Annotated in this window: 18 protein-coding genes; 12 read left to right on the top strand and 6 right to left on the bottom strand. The window is 73.0% G+C overall.

Annotated elements, in window-relative coordinates:
* Both ACXJKF_RS13405 and ACXJKF_RS13400 read right to left on the bottom strand, forming a co-directional pair.
* On the bottom strand, window positions 1-362 hold a 362-nt coding region (locus tag ACXJKF_RS13405; RefSeq protein WP_456788206.1), incomplete at its 3' end, for a hypothetical protein.
* Entirely contained in the window at window positions 359-1,498 is a 1,140-nt protein-coding gene (locus tag ACXJKF_RS13400) for a serine/threonine-protein kinase (RefSeq protein ID WP_456788205.1), read from the bottom strand. The genes ACXJKF_RS13405 and ACXJKF_RS13400, both read right to left, overlap by 4 nt.
* A 74-nt stretch (window positions 1,499-1,572) precedes the next feature.
* Between ACXJKF_RS13400 and ACXJKF_RS13395 the strand changes: the two genes are divergently transcribed.
* The 3 genes from ACXJKF_RS13395 to ACXJKF_RS13385 all read left to right on the top strand — a co-directional run bounded on the left by ACXJKF_RS13395 (window position 1,573) and on the right by ACXJKF_RS13385 (window position 6,669).
* The gene (locus ACXJKF_RS13395; RefSeq protein WP_456788204.1) at window positions 1,573-1,938 is read left to right on the top strand and encodes a nuclear transport factor 2 family protein; all 366 of its coding nucleotides are present in this window, start codon (window positions 1,573-1,575) and stop codon (window positions 1,936-1,938) included.
* A gap of 174 nt (window positions 1,939-2,112) precedes the next feature.
* Complete coding sequence (locus ACXJKF_RS13390) at window positions 2,113-4,341, top strand: rhamnogalacturonan lyase family protein (protein ID WP_456788203.1); 2,229 nt, start codon at window positions 2,113-2,115, stop codon at window positions 4,339-4,341.
* Between the two features lie 63 nt (window positions 4,342-4,404).
* Window positions 4,405-6,669, top strand: coding sequence for a glycoside hydrolase family 95 protein (locus tag ACXJKF_RS13385; protein ID WP_456788202.1), 2,265 nt, complete (start codon window positions 4,405-4,407; stop codon window positions 6,667-6,669).
* Here ACXJKF_RS13385 and ACXJKF_RS13380 read toward each other — a convergent pair.
* On the bottom strand, window positions 6,659-7,324 hold the full coding sequence (locus ACXJKF_RS13380; RefSeq protein WP_456788201.1) for an NAD(P)-dependent oxidoreductase: 666 nt from the start codon (window positions 7,322-7,324) through the stop codon (window positions 6,659-6,661). The two genes, ACXJKF_RS13385 and ACXJKF_RS13380, sit on opposite strands and share 11 nt — an antisense overlap.
* 114 nt (window positions 7,325-7,438) lie before the next feature.
* On the opposite strand from ACXJKF_RS13380, the gene ACXJKF_RS13375 reads away from it, so the two are divergent.
* Together ACXJKF_RS13375 and ACXJKF_RS13370 are read left to right on the top strand one after the other, a co-directional pair.
* The gene (locus ACXJKF_RS13375; protein ID WP_456788200.1) at window positions 7,439-8,407 is read left to right on the top strand and encodes a cupin domain-containing protein; all 969 of its coding nucleotides are present in this window, start codon (window positions 7,439-7,441) and stop codon (window positions 8,405-8,407) included.
* Window positions 8,408-8,474: 67 nt separating this feature from the next.
* Complete coding sequence (locus ACXJKF_RS13370; RefSeq protein WP_456788199.1) at window positions 8,475-8,879, top strand: aldehyde dehydrogenase; 405 nt, start codon at window positions 8,475-8,477, stop codon at window positions 8,877-8,879.
* Here ACXJKF_RS13370 and ACXJKF_RS13365 read toward each other — a convergent pair.
* Both ACXJKF_RS13365 and ACXJKF_RS13360 read right to left on the bottom strand, forming a co-directional pair.
* Window positions 8,876-9,130, bottom strand: coding sequence for a nuclease (locus ACXJKF_RS13365; protein ID WP_456788198.1), 255 nt, complete (start codon window positions 9,128-9,130; stop codon window positions 8,876-8,878). The genes ACXJKF_RS13370 and ACXJKF_RS13365 overlap by 4 nt on opposite strands.
* A gap of 292 nt (window positions 9,131-9,422) precedes the next feature.
* Window positions 9,423-11,453, bottom strand: a complete 2,031-nt coding sequence (locus ACXJKF_RS13360; RefSeq protein ID WP_456788197.1) for a thioredoxin domain-containing protein — start codon at window positions 11,451-11,453, stop codon at window positions 9,423-9,425.
* Between the two features lie 84 nt (window positions 11,454-11,537).
* Here ACXJKF_RS13360 and ACXJKF_RS13355 point away from each other — a divergent pair, with 84 nt between their 5' ends.
* The 6 genes from ACXJKF_RS13355 (at window position 11,538) to ACXJKF_RS13330 (ending at window position 18,507) form a co-directional block, all read left to right on the top strand.
* Window positions 11,538-12,014, top strand: coding sequence for a PPOX class F420-dependent oxidoreductase (locus tag ACXJKF_RS13355; protein ID WP_456788196.1), 477 nt, complete (start codon window positions 11,538-11,540; stop codon window positions 12,012-12,014).
* 92 nt (window positions 12,015-12,106) lie between these two features.
* Entirely contained in the window at window positions 12,107-12,874 is a 768-nt protein-coding gene (locus ACXJKF_RS13350; RefSeq protein WP_456788195.1) for an alpha/beta fold hydrolase, read from the top strand.
* Window positions 12,875-12,908: 34 nt separating this feature from the next.
* Window positions 12,909-13,751, top strand: coding sequence for a formate dehydrogenase accessory sulfurtransferase FdhD (fdhD, locus tag ACXJKF_RS13345; RefSeq protein WP_456788194.1), 843 nt, complete (start codon window positions 12,909-12,911; stop codon window positions 13,749-13,751).
* The gene (locus ACXJKF_RS13340) at window positions 13,751-16,054 is read left to right on the top strand and encodes an FdhF/YdeP family oxidoreductase (RefSeq protein ID WP_456788193.1); all 2,304 of its coding nucleotides are present in this window, start codon (window positions 13,751-13,753) and stop codon (window positions 16,052-16,054) included. The genes fdhD and ACXJKF_RS13340 overlap by 1 nt, the downstream gene beginning before the upstream one ends.
* A 114-nt stretch (window positions 16,055-16,168) precedes the next feature.
* Entirely contained in the window at window positions 16,169-17,347 is a 1,179-nt protein-coding gene (locus ACXJKF_RS13335) for a DUF1611 domain-containing protein (RefSeq protein ID WP_456788192.1), read from the top strand.
* Window positions 17,344-18,507, top strand: a complete 1,164-nt coding sequence (locus ACXJKF_RS13330) for an alanine/ornithine racemase family PLP-dependent enzyme (RefSeq protein WP_456788191.1) — start codon at window positions 17,344-17,346, stop codon at window positions 18,505-18,507. The genes ACXJKF_RS13335 and ACXJKF_RS13330 overlap by 4 nt, the downstream gene beginning before the upstream one ends.
* On the opposite strand, the gene ACXJKF_RS13325 is transcribed toward ACXJKF_RS13330, so the two are convergent.
* Window positions 18,414-19,277 carry a hypothetical protein gene (locus ACXJKF_RS13325; protein WP_456788190.1) on the bottom strand — a complete coding sequence of 288 codons (864 nt, stop codon included), beginning with the start codon at window positions 19,275-19,277 and terminating at the stop codon, window positions 18,414-18,416. The genes ACXJKF_RS13330 and ACXJKF_RS13325 overlap by 94 nt on opposite strands.
* Window positions 19,278-19,417: 140 nt before the next feature.
* On the opposite strand from ACXJKF_RS13325, the gene ACXJKF_RS13320 reads away from it, so the two are divergent.
* Window positions 19,418-20,245, top strand: coding sequence for a PhzF family phenazine biosynthesis protein (locus ACXJKF_RS13320; protein ID WP_456788189.1), 828 nt, complete (start codon window positions 19,418-19,420; stop codon window positions 20,243-20,245).
* The last annotated feature ends 4 nt before the right edge of the window (window positions 20,246-20,249 follow it).

The following is a 20,249-nucleotide window of genomic DNA, read 5'->3' as shown; positions in this document are numbered from 1 at the left end:
GCCTGCTCGGCGGCAGCCTGCTCGGCGGCAGCCTGCTCGGCGGCAGCCTGCTCGGCGGCGGCCTGGTCCGCAGCGGCCTGGGCGGCTGCGAGGTCCGCGGCGACGCGGTCGAGGGCCGCGTCGATCTCCCGGTAGCGCGCGGTGGACACGTCCCCCGCGTCGACACCGGCGTCGAGCGCCGCCTGGGTGTCGGTGAGCAGGACCTGGGCGTCGGCCCACCGCGCGTCGCTGGCGGCCTGCGTGACAGCGAGCACCGACGCCTGCAGCGCCTGGGCACGGTCGGCCGCGAGCTCGGGTGCGCTGCCACAGCCCGCGCACGCCAGCGCGACGCCGAGCGCCAGTGCGGTCATGGCGCGCCTCATGGTTCGACGCTCTCCTGCAGCTGCGTCAGGGACTCGCCCACGGCACCGTCGACCGCCGGGTACGAGGGGGCGACGACGGGGGTCCCGGCGTCGCCGCCGGCGAGCTGGCCCACCAGGACCGTGCCCCCGATGAGCAGGACGACCGCTCCCCCGACGAGAGCGGTCCGGGCCCAGCGACGGGGAGCCGCCACCGGGACGCTCTCCGGCGCGGGGACCTCGGCGGCGGGCAGGACGAGGGTCTCCCCCGACGCGCCCGCCAGGATCGCTGCCAGGTCCTGCGCCACGTCGCGCGCGTCGGGCCGGTCCTGCGGCGACATCCGGGTCATGCGCGCCAGGAGGTCCCCGAGCCGGGGGTCGAGGTCGACGGGGATGTCGGGTGCGGCGACGAGCCGAGCGGTGGCGACCTCCGCCATGGTGCCGGTGAAGGCGGGCCGACCGGTCGCGCACTCCAGCAGCACCAGCCCGAGCCCGTACACGTCGCTGCGCGGCCCCAGCTCGCCTCCGGTGGCCTGCTCGGGGCTCAGGTAGCTCATCGTGCCGAGCGTCATCCCCGTGAGGGTCAGCCGGGTCGCGTCGGCCAGCCGGGCGATACCGAAGTCGGCGAGCTTGACCGCGGGCTCGCCCCGGCGCCGGGTGGCGTCGAGCGCGTCGGCGCTGGTCAGCAGCATGTTCGCGGGCTTGATGTCGCGGTGGACGATGTCCCGCTCGTGGACGGTCGCCAGGGCCTCGGCGACGTCCCGACCGACCCGCGCGGTCTGCTCGACGTCGAGCGGGCCCTGCCGGAGCCGCTCGGCGAGCGTCGGCCCCTCGACCAGCTCCATGACCAGGTACACCTGCTCGGACCCGTCGTCGCCGTGCACGCTCCCCGCGTCGTGCAGCGTGACCAGACCGGGGTGGCTGAGCGTGGCCAGCACGCGGATCTCGGCGCGGTTGCGCAGGAGGTCGTCGTGGCCGTCGAGCACGGCGGGGAACACCTTGACGGCCACGTCCCGCTCGAGCAGCACGTCGTGCGCGCGGTGCACGGTGGCCATGCCGCCGCGGCCGAGGACCTCGTCGAGCCGGTACCGGCCGCCCAGGAGAGGGCGCCCGTCCGCGTCGGACGAGTCCGCAGGCGACTCGCTGAGGTGTTCCAGCATGGGAACCGACGCTAGGCGCAGGTCACGGCCGTCGCATCCGGGGACCGGGCGAACCTGCGGTGCAGAATGCGCGCATGAGCATCCCGGAACCCCTCGCGTTCAGCGCGGCCTGGGAGGCGGCGTTCAACGCGCACGACCTCGAGGCCGTCCTGACGCACTTCCACGAGGACGTGGTCTTCACCTCTCCGACGGCGGCCCGCGTGGTGCCGGCCAGCGGCGGGGTGGTGCGCGGGAAGCAGGCGCTGCGCGAGTACTGGACCGAGGGGCTGCGGCTCATGCCGGACCTGCACGTCACCGTGGAGCGCGTGTTCGCCGGGGTGGGCGTGCTCGTCCTCACCTACCGCAACCAGGCGGGTGGGCTGGTCGACGAGGTGCTCGTGTTCTCCGACGGGCTCGTGGTCGAGGGCCACGGGACGTACCTGGTGCCTGACAGCCGATAGATATCGTTATCAGCGGTAAGCGCGTTCCGATGAAAGGTTTCACTCCGTAGTTGCCCACCTGTGCCAGTACCTACGTTCCCCTCAGGGCAGAGCCCCGTGCCCACCGACGAAGGCGTCGGCCGTGAACGCAGGAGGAGCACCATGTCGCACCCTCGCAGAACCATCCCCTGGCTGATGGCAGCCACGATGGCCACCGGTGTCGGGCTCGCCGTCGCGCAACCCGCTACTGCGGCAGCCGGCTGCCGTGTGGACTACACCGTGACCAACCAGTGGTCCAACGGCTTCGGGGCCGACGTGAAGGTCACCAACCTCGGGGACGCCGTCACCGGCTGGACCCTCACGTGGTCGTTCGGCGCCGGGCAGACCGTGATCCAGGCCTGGAACGCGGCGACGTCGCAGACCGGCTCGCAGGTGACCGCCACGAACGTCGCCTACAACGGCGGGATCGCGTCGGGTGGGAGCACGTCCTTCGGGTTCAACGGCACGTGGTCGGGCAGCAACCCGGTCCCGACGACCTTCGCGCTCAACGGCACCACGTGCACGGGCGGCACGTCGACACCGACGGCCACGCCCACCACGACCCCCACCAGCACGCCCACGAGCACCCCGACCTCCACCCCCACGGCCACCCCGACGGCCACGCCCACCCCGACGCCCACCAGCACCACCCCGCCCGCCGGGGCGTGGCAGGCCGAGAAGCTCGACCGCGGCCTGATCAGCGTGCGCTCGGGCAGCAACAACCTGGTCCAGTGGCGCCTGCTCGGCACGGAGTCAGCGAGCACGGGCTTCAACGTGTACCGCGGCGGCACCAAGATCGCCGGCCCGATCACCGACTCGACCAACTACCTCGACGCCGGGGCCTCCGCGAGCGCCAGCTACACGGTCCGCGCGGTGGTGAACGGTGCCGAGCAGGCGGCGTCCGCGACGTCCCTGACGTTCGGCAACGGCTACCTCGACGTCCCCATCCAGAAGCCGAGCGGCGACTACGTGGCCAACGACGGCTCCGTCGGCGACCTCGACGGTGACGGCCAGCTCGAGGTCGTCCTGAAATGGGACCCGACCAACGCCAAGGACAACTCCCAGTCCGGGGTCACGGGCAACGTGTACGTCGACGCGTACAAGCTGAACGGCACGCGCCTGTGGCGGATCGACCTGGGCCGCAACATCCGGGCCGGTGCGCACTACACGCAGTTCCAGGTCTACGACTACGACGGGGACGGCAAGGCCGAGGTCGCGATGAAGACCGCCGACGGCACCCGCTCGGGCACGGGGCAGGTCATCGGCGACGCCAACGCCGACTACCGCAACTCCTCCGGGTACGTGCTGTCCGGCCCCGAGTACTTCACGGTGTTCACCGGGCAGACCGGCGCGATCGGCGCGACGACGAGTTACGTGCCCGCCCGCGGGACGGTGTCCAGCTGGGGCGACAGCTACGGCAACCGCGTCGACCGGTTCCTCGCCGGCACGGCCTACCTGGACGGCCAGCGCCCGTCGATCATCATGGCCCGCGGCTACTACACGCGGACCGTGGTCGTGGCGTGGGACTACCGCAACGGCCAGCTGACCCGGCGGTGGACGTTCGACTCGAGCAGCTCCACCTCGGGCAACAGCACGTACGCGGGCCAGGGCAACCACTCGCTGTCCGTCGCCGACGTGGACGGGGACGGCAAGCAGGAGATCCTCTACGGCGCCTCGGCGATCGACGACAACGGGACGGGCCTGTGGAACAACCGCACCGGACACGGGGACGCCGGGCACGTCGGCGACCTGATCCCGAGCCGCGCCGGGCTCGAGTACTACAAGGTCACGGAGAGCGCGAGCCAGCCGGACTCCTGGATGGCCGACGCCCGCACGGGCCAGATCCTGTGGAGCACCCCGGCCACCACGGACAACGGTCGCGGCGTCTCCGACGACATCTGGTCGGGCAGCGCGGGAGCCGAGTCGTGGTCGTCGTCGGACTCGCAGATGCGCAACACCTCGGGCCAGACCATCGGCCGCAAGCCCGGGTCGACCAACTTCCTGTCGTACTGGGACGGGGACACCTCCCGTGAGCTGCTCGACGGGACGCACATCGACAAGTACGGCACGGGCGGCGACACCCGCCTGCTGACCGGCGCCGACGTGCGGTCGAACAACGGCACCAAGTCCACCCCGACGCTGTCAGGCGACATCCTGGGTGACTGGCGCGAGGAGGTCATCTGGGCGAGGTCCGACGAGTCGGCGCTGCGCATCTACGCGACACCGACCGTCACGAGCACCCGGGTGTGGACCCTGCTGCACGACCAGACCTACCGGGTCGCGATCGCGTGGCAGAACTCGGCGTACAACCAGCCGCCGCACACCGGGTTCTTCCTCGGCACGCCGTTCACGCTGCCGGCCCAGCCGAAGATCTCGACGCCCTGATCTACCCTGCCGGAAGGACCGTCGCCACACTGGCGGCGGTCCTTCCGCCAGCCCTGGAGACTCGTGACCACCGAGACGACCCTGCGCTACGACTCCCCCGCCGACCTCTGGACCGACGCCCTCCCGCTCGGCAACGGACACCTGGGCGCGATGGTCTTCGGGGGCGTCACGGTCGAGAGGCTCCAGCTCAACGACGACACGTGCTGGTCGGGGGCGCCGCGCTCGACCTCGGCAGCCGACGGGCCGGTCGCGCTCGCTGCCGCCCGGGACGCGCTCGACGACGGCGACGTCCGCGAGGCGGAGCGACAGGTCCAGCGCCTGCAGGGCGGGTTCGTGCAGGCCTACCAGCCACTCGTCGACCTCTGGCTGGAACAGGACGCGTCGACGGACGGGTACGAGCGCTGGCTCCGGCTCGACGACGGTGTCGCGGGCCAGTCCTGGGCGACCGGTACCCAGGAGGCGTTCGTCAGCCGGCCCGCGTCCGTCGTCGTCGTGCACCGCACGTGGTCCGGCGGACCGTTGCGCGTCCGCCTCACCTCTGAGCACCCGCTCGACGCGCCGACCGCCGACGGCTCCGGCTGGTCGGCCACCCTGCGCCTGCCGTCCGACGCCCCGCCCGACTACGTCGCGGGAACGCAGGTGGTCCGCGACCGCGCCCCGGGAACGAGCATCACCGCCGCCGTGTCGCTGCACGTGGACACCGACGGCGTCGTCGCCCCCGGCCCGGACGGTGTCCGGGTGCGCGACGCGACCTGGGCGACGCTCGTCGTCGCGACCGCGACCGACTACGCCGGTGCGACGACCCCGCTGCACGGGGACGCCGACGCGCTGCGGGCACAGGCGACGACGACGGCGGCGACCGCCGCGGCACGGGGGGTGACAGCGCTGCGCGACGAGCACGTCGCCGACCACACCCGGCTGTTCGGCCGGGTGACGCTCGACCTGCCGAGCACGGGGAGCGACCGCCCGACCGACGAGCGGATCCGACGGCACGCGGCCGGCGGCCCCGACCCGGGGCTGGCCGCGCTCGCGTTCCACCTCGGGCGCTACCTCCTCATCGCCGGATCGCGTCCGGGCACGCTGCCCATGACCCTGCAGGGGATCTGGAACGACTCCGTGCGGCCGCCGTGGTCGAGCAACTACACGCTCAACATCAACACGGAGATGAACTACTGGCCGGCCCTGAGCACCGACCTCGCGGAGTGCCACGAGCCGCTGCTGCGCTGGGTCGGCGCGCTGGCCGCGTCGGGCACCCGCACCGCCGGCGAGCTGTACGGGCTGCGCGGCTGGACCGCGCACCACAACTCCGACGCCTGGGCGTTCACGGAGCCCGTGGGTGACGGCAGCAGCGACCCGTCGTGGTCGTTCTGGCCGTTCGGCGGCGTGTGGCTCGCCCGGCACCTGGTCGACCACGTCGACTTCACCGGCGAGCCGGTCGACCTGTCCGTGCTGCACGGTGCCGCGCGGTTCGCCCTCGACTGGCTGGTCGAGCTGCCCGACGGCTCGCTCGGCACCCGCCCGTCGACGTCCCCGGAGAACACCTTCGTCGCACCGGACGGTCGGCCCGCCGCGGTGACCACGTCGACGACGGCCGACCTGGCGCTGGCCCGCGACCTCCTGGAGAACGTCGTCCGGCTCGGCGGGCCCGCGGACCTGCTGGCCGAGGCGTCGGCGGTGCTCGAGCGGCTACCGGAGGAGCGCATCGCCCCGGACGGGCGGCTGGCGGAGTGGCGCGACGACGTCGTGGACGTCGAGCCGGAGCACCGTCACCAGAGCCACCTCTTCCGGGTGCACCCGGGGACGTCGATCGACCCCGACCAGGCGCCGGACCTCGCCCGGGCCGCGTTGGCCACCCTCGACGCGCGCGGCCCCGACTCGACGGGCTGGTCGCTGGCGTGGCGCCTCAACCTGCGCGCCCGCCTGCGCGACCCGGCGGGTGCCGAGGCGATGGTCGACGCGTTCCTGCGTCCCGCGGGGGCGGGTGCCGGCGTCTACCGGAACCTCTTCTGCGCCCACCCGCCCTTCCAGATCGACGGGAACCTCGGCTTCACCGCGGGCGTCGCCGAGCTCCTGCTCCAGTCGCACCGGACGGTCGGCCCGCTGCGGGAGCTGCACCTGCTGCCGACGCTCCCCCCGTCCTGGCCGTCCGGGTCCGTGCGCGGGCTGCGGGCGCGCGGCGGGGTGTCGGTCGACCTGACGTGGGACGGGCACGTGCTGACCGCCGCGCGCCTCGTGGCGGACCGGGACCTCGCGGTCCTGCTCCGCCACGACGGCACCACCGAGCGGCTCGACCTGCGCGCGGGCGAACCCTGGTCGCTCACACCGTGACCGGGACCGCCGCACCGGCGGACACCGAGATGGTCCGGCCGGTCAGCGTCGCATCCTGGACCGCCTCCGCGAGGAACCAGCCGACCTGCGCGCGCGAGACCTTCGTGCCCTCGATGGAGCCGTCGGTCGACGTCGTCGGTGCACCGGCCCACGGCACGTCGGTGAGCGTGACCGGCTGGACCTCGACCCAGTCGAGCCCGCTCGCACGCAGCTCGGCGCCCTGCCGCTCGGTGTCCGCGATCTGCGGCCGGAGCAGCAGCGCGAAGATCAGCCGGTTGACCAGCGGGAGGCCGACGCTCGTCGGTCCGGTGCCGTAGGACGTCTGCACGACGACGCGACGCACCCCGTGCCGGCGCATCGCGGCCAGCACGGTGTGCGTGCCTCGCGAGCGGATGTCGGGCGGCGTGCCCGACGGTCCGCGCAGGCGCACCCGGACCGCGCTCTCGCTGATGCCGAGCGTGACGACGACGGCGTCCTGGCCCTCGACGAGCCTTCCGACCAGTGCGGCGTCGGTGGCGTCCCCGTCGATCCCGCGGACACCCGGCAGCGAGGACGCGTGCCGCGAGAGCGCCGTGACGTCGTGGCCACGGCTGACCAGCTCGGTCACGGCGGCGCGGCCGGAGCCGCCCGTCGCTCCGACGACGAGAACCTTCATGATCTGTCTCCTTCGGTGCGGCGTGGATTCCTGTGATTCCCACCTCACCAGCGGCACACTGGACGGTCTATGATGAGTCGTCGCCGATCTATGGCAGATCATCCAGGAGGCCCCGTGACCGTCGTCGATCTTCCCTGGACCCCGATCGACCCCGTCGGCGAGGCCCTGCACCACCTGCGCGTGACGGGCGTCTTCTACAGCCGCACCGAGGCGGACGGCCCGTGGGCGGTCGAGATGCCCGCGTTCGGCGACTGCGTCAGCTTCCACGTGGTGACCGTCGGCGAGGCGTGGGTCCAGGTCGAGGGCGGGCCGCCGGTCCGGCTGGTCCCGGGCGACCTCGCGCTCGTCCCCCACGGCCGAGGACACCTGCTGCTCAGCGCTCCGGGCGAGCCGTCGCTGGGCCGCGTCGACGAGCTGCCGCAGGAGTTCCTCAGCCCGAACTACTCCGTCCTGCGCCACACGGGAGCCGGCAGCCACGTGGAGCTGATCTGCGGCGTGCTCTCCGTCGACGGGGCGGCCTCCCGGCTCCTGCTGGACCTGCTGCCCCCGGTCGTGCACGTCGACGGCCGGCAGGGCGGGGCGTGGATGGCGGCCACGCTCGCCCTCACGACCGAGGAGCTGACCCACGCCCGGCCCGGCGGCGAGGCCGTCACCACCCGGCTGGCGGACATCCTCGTGATCCAGTCCATCCGCGCCTGGCTCGACGCCCAGCAGGTCACCACCGGCTGGCTCGGTGCCCTGCGTGACCCCCAGCTCGGCGCCGCGATCACCGCGGTGCACCGCGAGCCGGGCCGGCCGTGGACCGTCGCGGCGATGGCGCACGAGGCGGCGATGTCCCGGTCCGCGTTCTCGGCACGGTTCACCGAGGTCGTCGGCGAGCCCGCGATGCAGTACGTGACCCGCGTCCGGATGCACGTCGCGGCCGACCGGCTCGGGTACGGCCGTGCCACCGTGCGCGAGGTGGCCGCCGAGCTCGGGTACGACTCCGAGGCGTCCTTCAGCCGCGCGTACAAGCGGGAGGTCGGCGTCTCCCCGGGCCGCACCCGGCGTGCCCCAGGATGGTCGGCCCCGACCATGGCGTGACCGTCGTGCCCCGGCGTAACGTCGCCCGGACCAGGGTCCGACGGGCAGCGACGAGGGGTGAGCAGCGATGAGCATGATGGCCGACATGATGAAGTCCATGCCGATGGCGGGCATGGCCGGCATGGAGATGCCGATGATGCAGGACTGCATCGAGGCGTGCTCGGCAGCCGCGATGGCCGCCACCATGTGCGCCGACGCCGACGGCGGAGAAGGCATGGGGCGATGTGCCTCGATGTGTATGAGCACCGCAGACGTCGCCACGACGATGATGCGGATGATGATGCGCCCGGCCGGCTACGACATGGGCGTCATGACCTCGATGATGACGGCGTGCATGACGATGGGTGAGGCCTGCGCCGCCGAGTGCGCGATGCACGCGGACATGTCGGAGCACTGCCGGATCTGCGCGTCGGCGTGCACCGCGATGGTCGAGGCGTGCCGCGCGGCGATGTCCTCGATGCAGATGGCCTAACCGACCACCGGTCGCGCCGAGTACCAGGCGCCACCGAGCGCGACCACCTCGGCCACGAGGTGCACCGCGACGGGCTCCCCCGTCGCCGGTGCCGCCCTGGTGGCCAGGGTGGTCGCACCACCGTCCAGCAGGGCCACGGTGATGGTGTCGGGCTCCCGGGCGATGACGATCCCGTCGCGCCAGGCGCGCGGTGAGGCCGTCGCGACGGCCTCCTGGATCGGGAGGAGGTCGATACGGGTACGGTTCGGCACGGTGTGCTCCAGGTCTGGCGATGTCCACTGTCGGTCCGCACCGTCGTCGAGCACGGTGTCGGGCTGCGCCGCGGGGCGGCGGGTCTGGTCCTACCTGCGGTGACACACCTGCAGGGAGCTCCTCAGAGCTGCACGGACCGGGAGGACGAGGTCCTCAGAGACACATTCGACACAGACACCGGCGCGTCGACATGACGTCGACGGATCCCGCGGTGCTGGTGATGGACATGCCACGAGTGTGAGTACCGGTCCACATGCTGTCAAGCAGTCTCGGATGGCGGACACCCGCCGCTCACCGCCCGAGCTGCCGGGCCAGCTCCTCGGCGCTCGTCGTCGGCAGGGCGCACACGAAGCCGCGGCACACGTAGGCGGCCGCGACCCCCGAGACCAGCGGCCGGTCGTGGAGCAGGGGTGGCGCGTCGGCCCCGGGCTCCCCCACCGCCACGACGAGGCCGGGTGCCACCGACCGCAACGCTGCGAGGTGCAGCGCCGACCGGGCCGGGTCGCCGTCCGGCCCGACCACCGCCACCTCGCGAGGTCCGTCGAGCAATGCCTCCAGCACCGTGAGCGCGGCTCCGGCCGCCCTCGGGAAGCGGGCCGCGATGCCGAGCGGACCGCGCAGCGCGCGCTCGGCCGCCTCGCGGTGCCGCGCCGACCCCGTCAGCGCGGCGTAGGTGAGCAGGGCGTTCGCCGCGGCTGACTGACCGGCCGGCGTCGGTCCGTCGGCAGGGTCCTGCAGGACGCGGATCCGCCCGACGACGGCGTCGGTCTCGTCGTCCGCGGTGTCCCGCAGCCCGCCGTCCGCGGCGGCGAAGTGCACCAGCACCGTCTCCAGCAGGTCCCCTGCGGCGGCGGACCACGCCGGGTCGCCCGTGGTCGCGCCGAGCGTCAGGAACCCGTCGGCCACGTGCGCGTAGTCCTCCAGGATGCCGGGCGCGGAGCCGGCCACCCCGTGACGGGACGCCCGGACCAGCCGCGCCGACCCGTCCGGCGCGCGGCGCACGTGCGTCTCGCGCAGGTGGCGCGCCGCGGCAGACGCAGCGTCGAGAAGGTCCGGGCGCCCCAGCAGCGCACCGGCCTCCGCGAGCGCCGCGACCGCCAGCCCGTTCCACCCGGAGACGACCTTGTCGTCGAGCGCCGGGCGGGGTCGGCGCTCGCGGGCCGTCCGCAGCCTCGAACGGACGTCGTCGAGGCGGGCAGAGTCGCTCAGGTCGGGCGGTTCCGTCCGACGCTGCAGCACCGAGGTCCCGTGCTCGAACGTGCCGGCGTCGGTCACGCCCAGGACCCCGGCGGCCCAGGTGCCGTCGTCGTCCCCGAGCACCTCCCGCAGCTGTGCCGGGCTCCAGGCGTAGAACGCGCCCTCGCGGCCCTCGCTGTCCGCATCGAGTGACGACGCGAACCCGCCCTCGGCCGTGCGCAGCTCGTCGAGCATCCACTGCGCGGTCTCCGTGGCGACGCGCTGCGCGAGCGCCGAGCCCGTCGCCCGCCACGCGTGCACGTACGCCCGCAGCAGGAGCGCGTTGTCGTAGAGCATCTTCTCGAAGTGCGGGACCACCCACGCGGCGTCGACCGAGTACCGGGAGAAGCCGCCGGCGAGCTGGTCGTACATCCCGCCGCGGGCCATCGCCTCGAGCGTCGCACCGGCCATGTCGGCCGCTCGCTCGTCGCCGGTGCGCGCGTGGTGCCGCAGCAGCCACTCGAGCACCATCGACGGCGGGAACTTCGGCGCTCCCCCGAAGCCGCCGCGCGCGGCGTCGAACGTCGTCCCCAGCCCCGCGAGCGCGCGGTCGACGACGTCGGGACCGGACTGCTCCCCCACGGCCGGTCGCTCACCGAGCGCCTCCGCGATGATCCCGGCGCTCTCCACCACCTCGTCCCGACGCGTCGCCCACGCCGCCGCCACGCTCGCCAGCACCTCCGAGAACGACGGCATCCCCTGCACGGGGCGCGGCGGGAAGTAGGTGCCGCAGAAGAACGGCTCGCCCGTCGGCGTCGTGAACACCGTCATCGGCCAGCCCCCGGACCCCGTCAGCGCCTGGGTCGCCGCCATGTAGACCGCGTCGACGTCGGGCCGCTCCTCGCGGTCCACCTTCACGCAGACGAAGTGCTCGTTCAGGAACGCCGCCGTCGCCGCGTCCTCGAACGACTCGTGCGCCATGACGTGGCACCAGTGGCACGCCGCGTACCCCACGGAGACCAGCACCGGCACGCCGCGGGCCGCAGCCTCCTCGAACGCCGCGTCGCCCCACTCGACCCAGTCGACCGGGTTGTCGGCGTGCTGCAGCAGGTAGGGGCTCGTCGCGGACGCGAGGCGGTTGGGCACGACCCCAGCGTGGGCCGGATCGCGGGGTGGAGCGACCCGGACGCCCGTCGCGCAGCATCCTGCTCGGGCTCCTACCGTGAGGGCATGCCCCGGACCATCGCCACCACCCGTCCCGTCGACCTGCCGGAGCTGCTCGACTTCGTGCGGGAGCGGCACCACTTCGTCCTGGTCACCACGCGCAAGGACGGCCGACCGCAGGTGTCGCCGGTGAGCGGAGGTGTGGACGGGGAGGGTCGGCTGGTGATCTCCACCTACCCCGACCGCGCCAAGGCCCTGAACGCCGAGCGCGAGCCGACCGTGAGCGTGTGCGTGCTGTCCGATGACTTCGGGGGCGCGTGGGTGCAGGTCGACGGCCGCGCCGAGGTGCTGCACATGCCGGAGGCCGAGGACGCGCTGGTCGACTACTACCGCTGCATCGCCGGCGAGCATCCCGACTGGGACGAGTACCGCGCCGCGATGCGGCTGCAGGGAAAGTCGCTGATCCGGATCACCCCGGCCAGCTGGGGTCCTGTCGCCACGGGCGGCTTTCCGGCCGACGTGGCCGCTCGGCTCGGCGCCTGACACCAAGGGACGGGTGATCAGCGGCGTCGGGCGGCCCACCGCAGACTGACGCGGGCCGCGCGACGTCCGCGCCCAGACACGACCGGAGGCTCATGGACCACCAGCCCCGCCCCCGCCGTCTCGCCGCCGGCGGCTACGAGCTCGCCGTCCTCACCTCGCCCGGTGAGCCCGGCGCACCGGTGTTCGTCCTGGTGCACGGCATCGGCATGTCGCACCGCTACCTCGCGCGCCTGCAGGGCGAGCTCGCGCCGGCCGGCACGGTCCACGCGGTCGATCTGCCCGGGTTCGGCGGCACGGCCAAGCCGTCGCGGCGGATGTCCATCGCCGACGGTGCTGCGGCGCTCGGCGGCGCCCTCGACATCCTGGGCGTGTCCGGGGTCGTGCTCGTTGGCCACTCGATGGGCGCCCAGTTCGTCACAGAGCTCGCCGCGCAGCGACCTGACCTGGTCTCGCACCTGGTGCTCATCGGTCCGGCCGCGGACCCGCGCCGCGCGCACGCCGTCGTCCAGGCCGTCGACCTGACGCGGGACGCCCTCAAGGAGCCTCCGTCGGGGAACGTCCTGACCTTCGTCGACTACCTGCGGTGCGGCCCCCGGTGGTACCTCACCGAGCTGACGCCCATGCTGCGGTTCCGCACCGACCTGCGGCTGCGGGACGTCGCCGTCCCGACGCTGGTCGTCCGTGGCGGGGACGACCCCATCGCGCGGCAGGAGTGGTGCGCCGAGCTGGCCGCGATCGGTCAGGACGGGTCGCTCGTCACGATCCCGGGACACCGGCACCTCGTGCAGCACACCGCCGCCGCGCGGACCGCCGCGGTGGTCCTGACGTTCGCCCGGCGGGACGTCGCCCTCGAGCCCTGACCCGAAGCAGAGGTCCGACGCGCGATAGTGGAGCATGCAGAGAATCGCGGTCCGTCGACGGGTCACGCGCATCGACCTGGACAGCGGCGTCCGCCGGGTCGAGGACGTCCTCGCCGCCGAGGAGCCCCTCGAGATCCGCGTCGGTGGACGCTCGCTCGCCGTCACCATGAGGACCCCGGGCCACGACGTCGAGCTCGCCGCGGGGTTCCTCGTCTCGGAGGGCGTCGTCACCGCCGCGGAGCACGTCGTCGCCGCGCGGTACTGCGCGGGCGCGACCGACGAGGGCGTCAACACCTACAACGTCCTCGACGTCACGCTGGCCCGCGGCGTCCCCGCACCGGACCCGAGCCTCGAGCGCTCGTTCTACACGACGTCGTCCTGCGGGCTGTGCGGCAAGGCCAGCATCGACGCCGTCCGCACGCACTCGCACTGGACGGTCGCCGACGACGCGCTCGTGCTCCGGGCCGACCTCCTGGCGACGTTCCCGGACCGGCTCCGCGAGCACCAGGAGGTGTTCGCCCGGACGGGCGGGCTGCACGCGGCCGCGCTCTTCGACGGGACCACGGGCGACCTGCTGGTGCTGCGCGAGGACGTGGGCCGTCACAACGCGGTCGACAAGGTGGTCGGGTGGGCGCTCACGAGCGGTCGGCTGCCGCTGCGGGGCACGGTCCTCATGGTCTCGGGGCGTGCGTCGTTCGAGCTCACGCAGAAGGCGCTCATGGCGGGCATCCCCGTCCTGGCGGCCGTGTCCGCGCCGTCGTCGCTCGCCGCCGACCTCGCGCACGAGGCCGGGATCACGCTCGTCGGGTTCCTGCGGGGATCGTCGATGGTCGTGTACTCGCGGCCGGAGCGCGTCGCCCTGCCGGTGCAGGTCTGATGGCCCGCGAGCCCCGGTTCTCCGCCCACCCGCCCGAGGGGTGGGCCGTCGGGCTGCCCTCCGTCATCAGCGCCACGACCTACGCGCTCGAGGCGATGGGACCCGGCCGCGCGCTGAAGCTCCTCACCAAGGTGAACCAGAAGGACGGCTTCGACTGCATGAGCTGCGCGTGGCCGGACCCGGCCCACCGGGCACGGGCGGAGTTCTGCGAGAACGGCGCCCGCGCGGTCGCGTGGGAGGCCACGACGGCGACCGTCCCGACGTCGTTCTGGGCGGAGCACTCCCTCACCGACCTGCTGGACCGGTCGGAGTACTGGCTGGGCCAGCAGGGCAGGCTCGTCGAGCCGGTCCACAAGCCCGCCGGCAGCGACCACTACGTCCCCATCAGCTGGGTCGACGCGTTCCGGCTGGTCGCCGGCAAGCTCCGCGCGCTCGACTCCCCCGACCAGGCCGCGTTCTACACCAGCGGCCGCACGGCGAACGAGACGGCCTTCGTCTACCAGCTCTTCGTGCGCGCGTTCGGCACCAACAACCTGCCCGACTGCTCGAACATGTGCCACGAGTCGACGGGCACGGCGATGCTGGCCACGGTGGGCATCGGGAAGTCCACCGTCGCCTACGACGACTTCGCCCAGTCGGACCTGATCATCGTGATGGGGCAGAATCCGGGCACCAACCACCCGCGCATGCTGACCGCGCTCGAGAACGCCAAGCGGCACGGCGCGACGATCGTCTCCGTGAACCCGCTGCCGGAGGCGGCCCTGCGGCGCTACAAGAACCCGCAGACCGTGCGTGGGGTCCTCGGCCGCGGCACCGACCTGGCCGACCAGTTCCTCCAGATCCGCAGCGGCGGTGACATGGCCCTGCTGCAGTGGGTCTCCCGCCGCGTACTGGAGGCCGAGGACCGTGACCCTGGGACCGTCCTCGACCACGAGTTCCTCGCGGAGCACACGCTCGGTCTCGACGAGCTCCGCGCCCACCTCGCGGCGCTCGACGAGCAGGAGGCGCTCACGGCCACCGGTCTCACGGCGACCGAGATGGACCTGCTCGCCGAGCGCTACCTCGCCGCCGACCGCGTGATCATCACGTGGGCGATGGGCCTGACGCAGCACCGCAAGGGCGTCGACACGATCAAGGAGATCATCAACCTCCTGCTGCTCCGCGGGAACATCGGCAAGCCCGGCGCGGGCGCCTCCCCCATCCGCGGGCACAGCAACGTGCAGGGCGACCGGACCATGGGCATCTGGGAGCGGATGCCGGACAGCTTCCTCGACGCGCTCGGCGCCGAGTTCTCGTTCGAGCCGCCCCGACGGCACGGGCTCGACTCCGTGCAGTCGATCCAGGCGATGCAGCGGGGCGAGATCAAGGTCTGGTTCGCGCTCGGTGGCAACCTCGTCGCCGCGATCTCCGACACCGCCGCAGCCGAGGCCGCCATGCGCGGGACCGACCTGACCGTGCAGGTGTCCACCAAGCTCAACCGCTCGCACGTCGTCACCGGCGCGGAGGCGCTCATCCTGCCGACGCTCGGCCGCACCGACGTCGACCTGCAGGAGACGGGACCGCAGTTCGTGTCCGTCGAGGACTCGGTCTGCGCCGTGCACGCGACCCACGGACCCCTCCCGCCCGTCTCGGACCTCCTGCTCTCCGAGGTCTCCATCGTCACGCGGCTCGCGCGCGCCGTCCTCGGCGACGACGGCCCGATCGACTGGGCCGGCTTCGAGCGCGACTACGACACCATCCGCGACGCGATCTCCCGCGTCGTGCCCGGGTTCGCCGACTTCAACCAGCAGGTCCGGCGCTCCGGCGGCTTCGTCCTGCCCAACGGCCCGCGGGACTCCCGGACCTTCCCGACGGCGACCGGCAAGGCCATGCTCACGGTCAACCACCTCGTCCCCGTCGAGTGCCCGCCCGGCCGGCTGATCCTGCAGACCATCCGCAGCCACGACCAGTTCAACACCACGATGTACAGCCTCAACGACCGGTACCGCGGCATCAGGGGCGGCCGCGATGTCGTCTTCGTCCACCCGGAGGACCTCGCCGACCTCGGCCTCGCCGACGGTGACCGCGTCGACATCGCGAGCGAGTGGCCCGGCGAGCCCGACCGCTGGCTGCGCAGCTACCGTGCCGTCGCGTACCCGACGTCACGTGGCTGCGCCGCCGCGTACTTCCCCGAGGCGAACGTGCTGATCCCCCTGGCCAGCACCGCGCTGGGCAGCAACACCCCCGTGTCGAAGGCCATCGTCGTGCGCCTGGAGAAACGTACGGGCGACCAGGATGCAGGGAAGTCGGTGCCGAGCGGCTAGGGTCGGGCCTGCCGGCAACCTTGCCGGCACTCAGTGCAGACCACTCGTTGACCGTTGGGCGTACCGCCCGGCCACGATCCCGTCGCCTCCTCTGAGCCTTCTCAGAGGAATGCCATGTCTGCGCTCACCAACAGCTCCTCGCTGCCCCACGCCTTCCGAAGTCTCGACGAGACCGCCCCGGCCGAACCCTTCGCCCTGCCCGTCGGCACGACCGCGGTCGTCTACTGCGAGGGCCAGTTCGGGGAGCAGGACGGCAAGACCGGCAACGGCCTGGTCCGGCACTCGGAGAAGTACGAGATCCTCAGCGTCATCGACAGCAGGTGCGCCGGAGCCGACGCCGGGACGTTCCTCGACGGGGTCCCGAACGGCATCCCGATCGTCGCCACGCTGGGAGAGGCCGTCGCCGACGCCGGGTCGGTCCCGGACTACCTGATCTGCGGTCTCGCGCCGGCCGACGGCCTGCTGTCGCAGGACCAGCGGGTCGTGCTGCTCGACGGGATCGCCCGGGGCATGCACGTCATCAACGGTCTGCACGAGTTCCTCAACGACGACGCCGAGTTCGTCGCCGCCGCCCTGCTCGCGCAGGTGACCATCACCGACGTGCGCCGCCCGAAGGACACGCGGGACCTGCACCTGTTCTCGGGCCGGATCTTCGACGTCACCTGCCCGCGGATCGCGGTGCTGGGTACCGACGGCGCCATCGGCAAGCGCACCACGGCGACGCTGCTGGTCCAGGCGCTGAACGCCCGCGGAATCCACGCGGTCATGGTCGGGACGGGCCAGACGACGCTGATCCAGGGCGGGAAGTACGGCGTCGCCCTGGACGCCCTGGTCCCGCAGTTCTGCTCGGGCGAGGTCGAGCACCAGGTCGTCGCCGCGTTCGAGGGCGAGAACCCCGACGTGATCGTCGTCGAGGGGCAGGGCGCGCTGAGCCACCCGGCCTACCTGACGTCGGGACACATCCTGCGCGGCAGCCGCCCGCAGGGTGTGATCGTGCAGCACGCACCGAAGCGTGAGGTCCTCGGGGACTTCCCGATGATGCCGATGCCGACCGTGGCCAGCGAGATCGCGCTGATCGAGGCGTTCGCCGACACCCGGGTGATCGGCGTGACGATCAACCACGAGTCGATGACCGCAGCCGAGCTGGACCAGTCCATCGACGACCACCGGCGGGACCTCGGCCTCCCGGTCACCGACCCGCTGACCCGACCGGGCCAGGACCTGGTGGACATGGTCCTGCGCGCGTTCCCCGATCTCGCACCGAAGGTGGAGCCCAGCGCGTCGATCCGGTGAGCGCCCCACGGATCGAGATCGACCTCGACGTGGTCGAGCGCAACACCCGGGTCCTGGTGGGCCGGCTGGCTGCGCGCGACGTCCAGGTCCTCGGCGTCACCAAGGCGGTCCTCGGCTCGCCGCGGGTCGCCGACGCGATGCTCCGGGGCGGAGTCGTCGGCCTGGGTGACGCGAGAGTCGAGAACCTGGCCCGCCTGGACGGGTCGGCACCCCGCACCCTGATCCGCTCGCCCATGCTCAGCCAGGTGGGACGGGTGGTCCGCACCGCGACCGCCAGCCTCAACACCGCACCCGCTGTCCTCGCCGCCCTCGACGACGCCGCGACCCAGGCAGGGCTCCGCCACGACGTGATCCTCATGGTCGAGCTCGGCGACCTGCGCGAAGGCATCGCCGTCGACGACGTCCCGGCAGCGGTGAAGGTGGTGCTGGCGTCACGGTCGCTGCACCTGCGCGGCCTCGGCACGAACCTGGCCTGCCAGAACGGGGTCGTCCCCGACGACACGAACATGGACGTCCTGCACCGGCTCGTCGACCGGACCGAGGCGCACCACGGCATCACCCTCGACGTCGTCTCCGGCGGGAACTCCGCCGCCCTCGACTGGGCGCTGACGACGGCCCGGCTCGGCCGCACCACCGAGCTGCGCCTCGGCGAGGCGATCCTGCTCGGCACCGAGCCCCTCGGCCGCAGCCCGATCACCGGCCTGAGCACGACCGCGTTCGCCCTGGTGGGCGAGGTCATCGAGGTCGCCGACAAGCCCGCACGACCCTGGGGCACCCAGGCGCTGGCCACCTACGGCGAGCCACCGGCCCGCGCCGCGGGAGGAACCCGCCGGCAGGCGATCGTCGCCCTCGGCCGCCAGGACGTCGACCTCGACGGCCTGGTCCCGCCAGCGGGCGTCTCGGTGCTGGGGATGAGCAGCGACCACCTGGTCCTCGACGTCGGCGACCACCCGACGGCGGTCGGGGACGAGCTGCGCTTCCGGCTCGGCTACGGCGCGCTCGTGCGGGCCATGACGTCACCGTTCGTCACCAGAGCCGAGGCTCCCGCGTCGCCGGCCCTCACGACTCAGTCAGCCGGCTGGCCGAGCGTCACCGAGATCACGACGTCGTCGCCGGCCGCGATGCTCACGTCGGACACCGTGACCCCGGCAGGAAGCTGAGCCGCGAGGTCGATCCTCCGGTCGGCCTGCGCCGCGACCCGGGAACGGAACGGCGCGATGAGCCCTTCGACGACGGGGTTGCCGCTGGAGATCGTCGCGTCACCGACCTCGAGCACCAGCGCCCGGTCGATGGACGCGGAGGCGGTCACCGTCACGCCCGCGCGCAGGATGCTCCGCTTGACCTTGGCATCGGCGCGCACGGACAACGCGCGCGGTCCCCGGTTCTGGAGGTCGAGATCGAGGGCCGTCAGCGTGAAGCCCTTCTCCTGCAGGATCGCGGTCAGCGCGGTCCGGACCGCGGCTTCGAGGTCCCGGTGCGCCACGGCGATGCGGGCGGTCCCGACCACCGGCTCGGTGTCCGACGGCTCCCTCACCTCGACGTAGAGCTGGTCGTCCGCCGCGACCACCCAGTCGAAACGGACGTCGCTCGCCGCGACGTCCACCTCGGCGGGGACACCCCGGACCGACACCGGGTGGGCGACGACCTCCAGGCTGCGGACCGTTCCCGGCTCGCGACGCACGACGTCGACCGGCGGCACCGCGGGCGGCGCGGCCCTCAGCCGCTGGTCGTCGACGGTGACACCGGAGGCATCCACGCGCAGCGACGCGAGGTCCGCACCGTCGACCTCCGCCGCGACCTGGACTCCGCCGAGGCCCCCGACGCCCGGCTGCGCCAGGGTCGCCAGGAGAGCGGCGGCCCGCCTCTCGACCTCGGCACCGCTCGACGGCACCGGTGCGGAACCGAACGGGAGCAGCCGTGTCTCTGTCATCGCGATACGTCCTTCTGTCGGGGTCGTCCGGGCGGTTGGCTGCCTCGATCGAAGCACAGGCCTCCCGACGGGGCCTGTGCGGGGCCACCTCCGTCCGATTGGCTGTCGCGGCCCCGGCAATCCGCAGGGACGATCGGGGGATGGAGATCCTGAGGTACCGGGCGTTCACCACAGTCGAGCCGAACCCACGGTCGGGGAACCCGGCCGGTGTTGTCCTGGACGCGGAGGAGCTCGACGACGCGGACATGCTGCGGATCGCGGCGGACCTCGGCTTCAGCGAGACGGCGTTCCTCACCGCGATCGAGCCCGACGCGGCGCGCGTGCGCTACTTCACCCCGCGCGCGGAGATCGCGTTCTGCGGGCACGCGACGATCGCGTCGGGCGTCGCCCTGGCGCGACGACGGGGCGCGGCACCCGTGGTGCGGCTGACGACGAACGCCGGCCTCGTTCCCGTGGAGGTGACCGAGGACCGCGCGACCCTGGTGGCGGTCGACACCGAGGTCGAGGAGCTCGACCGAGACCTCGTCGACGAGCTGCTGGCGACCCTGAGGCTCGACCGGGGCGACCTCGACCCCGTGCTGCGTCCGGCGCTCGTGCACGGCGGCAACCTGCATCCCCTCGTCCCGGTGCGGGCAGGCGTCCTCGAGCGCCTCGACCACGACGGCGACGCGGTGCTGGCCCTGCAGGACGCCCACGGGTGGGACGGCACGGTCCCCGTCGTCCAGCGGCTCTCGGCGACGACGTTCGCCTCGCGGAACCCGTTCCCGCGGGGCGGGATCCGCGAGGACCCGGCGACCGGCTCAGCGGCAGCCGGCCTCGGCGCGTACCTGCGGGCAGTCGGGCACCTCGACACGCCTGCGGTGCTCACCGTCGACCAGGGGTCGGAGACCGGGCGACCGTCGCTCATCGTCGTGGAGGTCCCCCGAGAGGGCCGCGTGCGGGTCACAGGGACCGCGGAGGAGATGTAGCCGG

The sequence above is a fragment of the Cellulomonas sp. P5_C5 genome (genome assembly GCF_054049655.1).
Note: the sequence above shows the minus strand (reverse complement) of the source record. Positions and strands in the feature narration are given on the sequence as shown.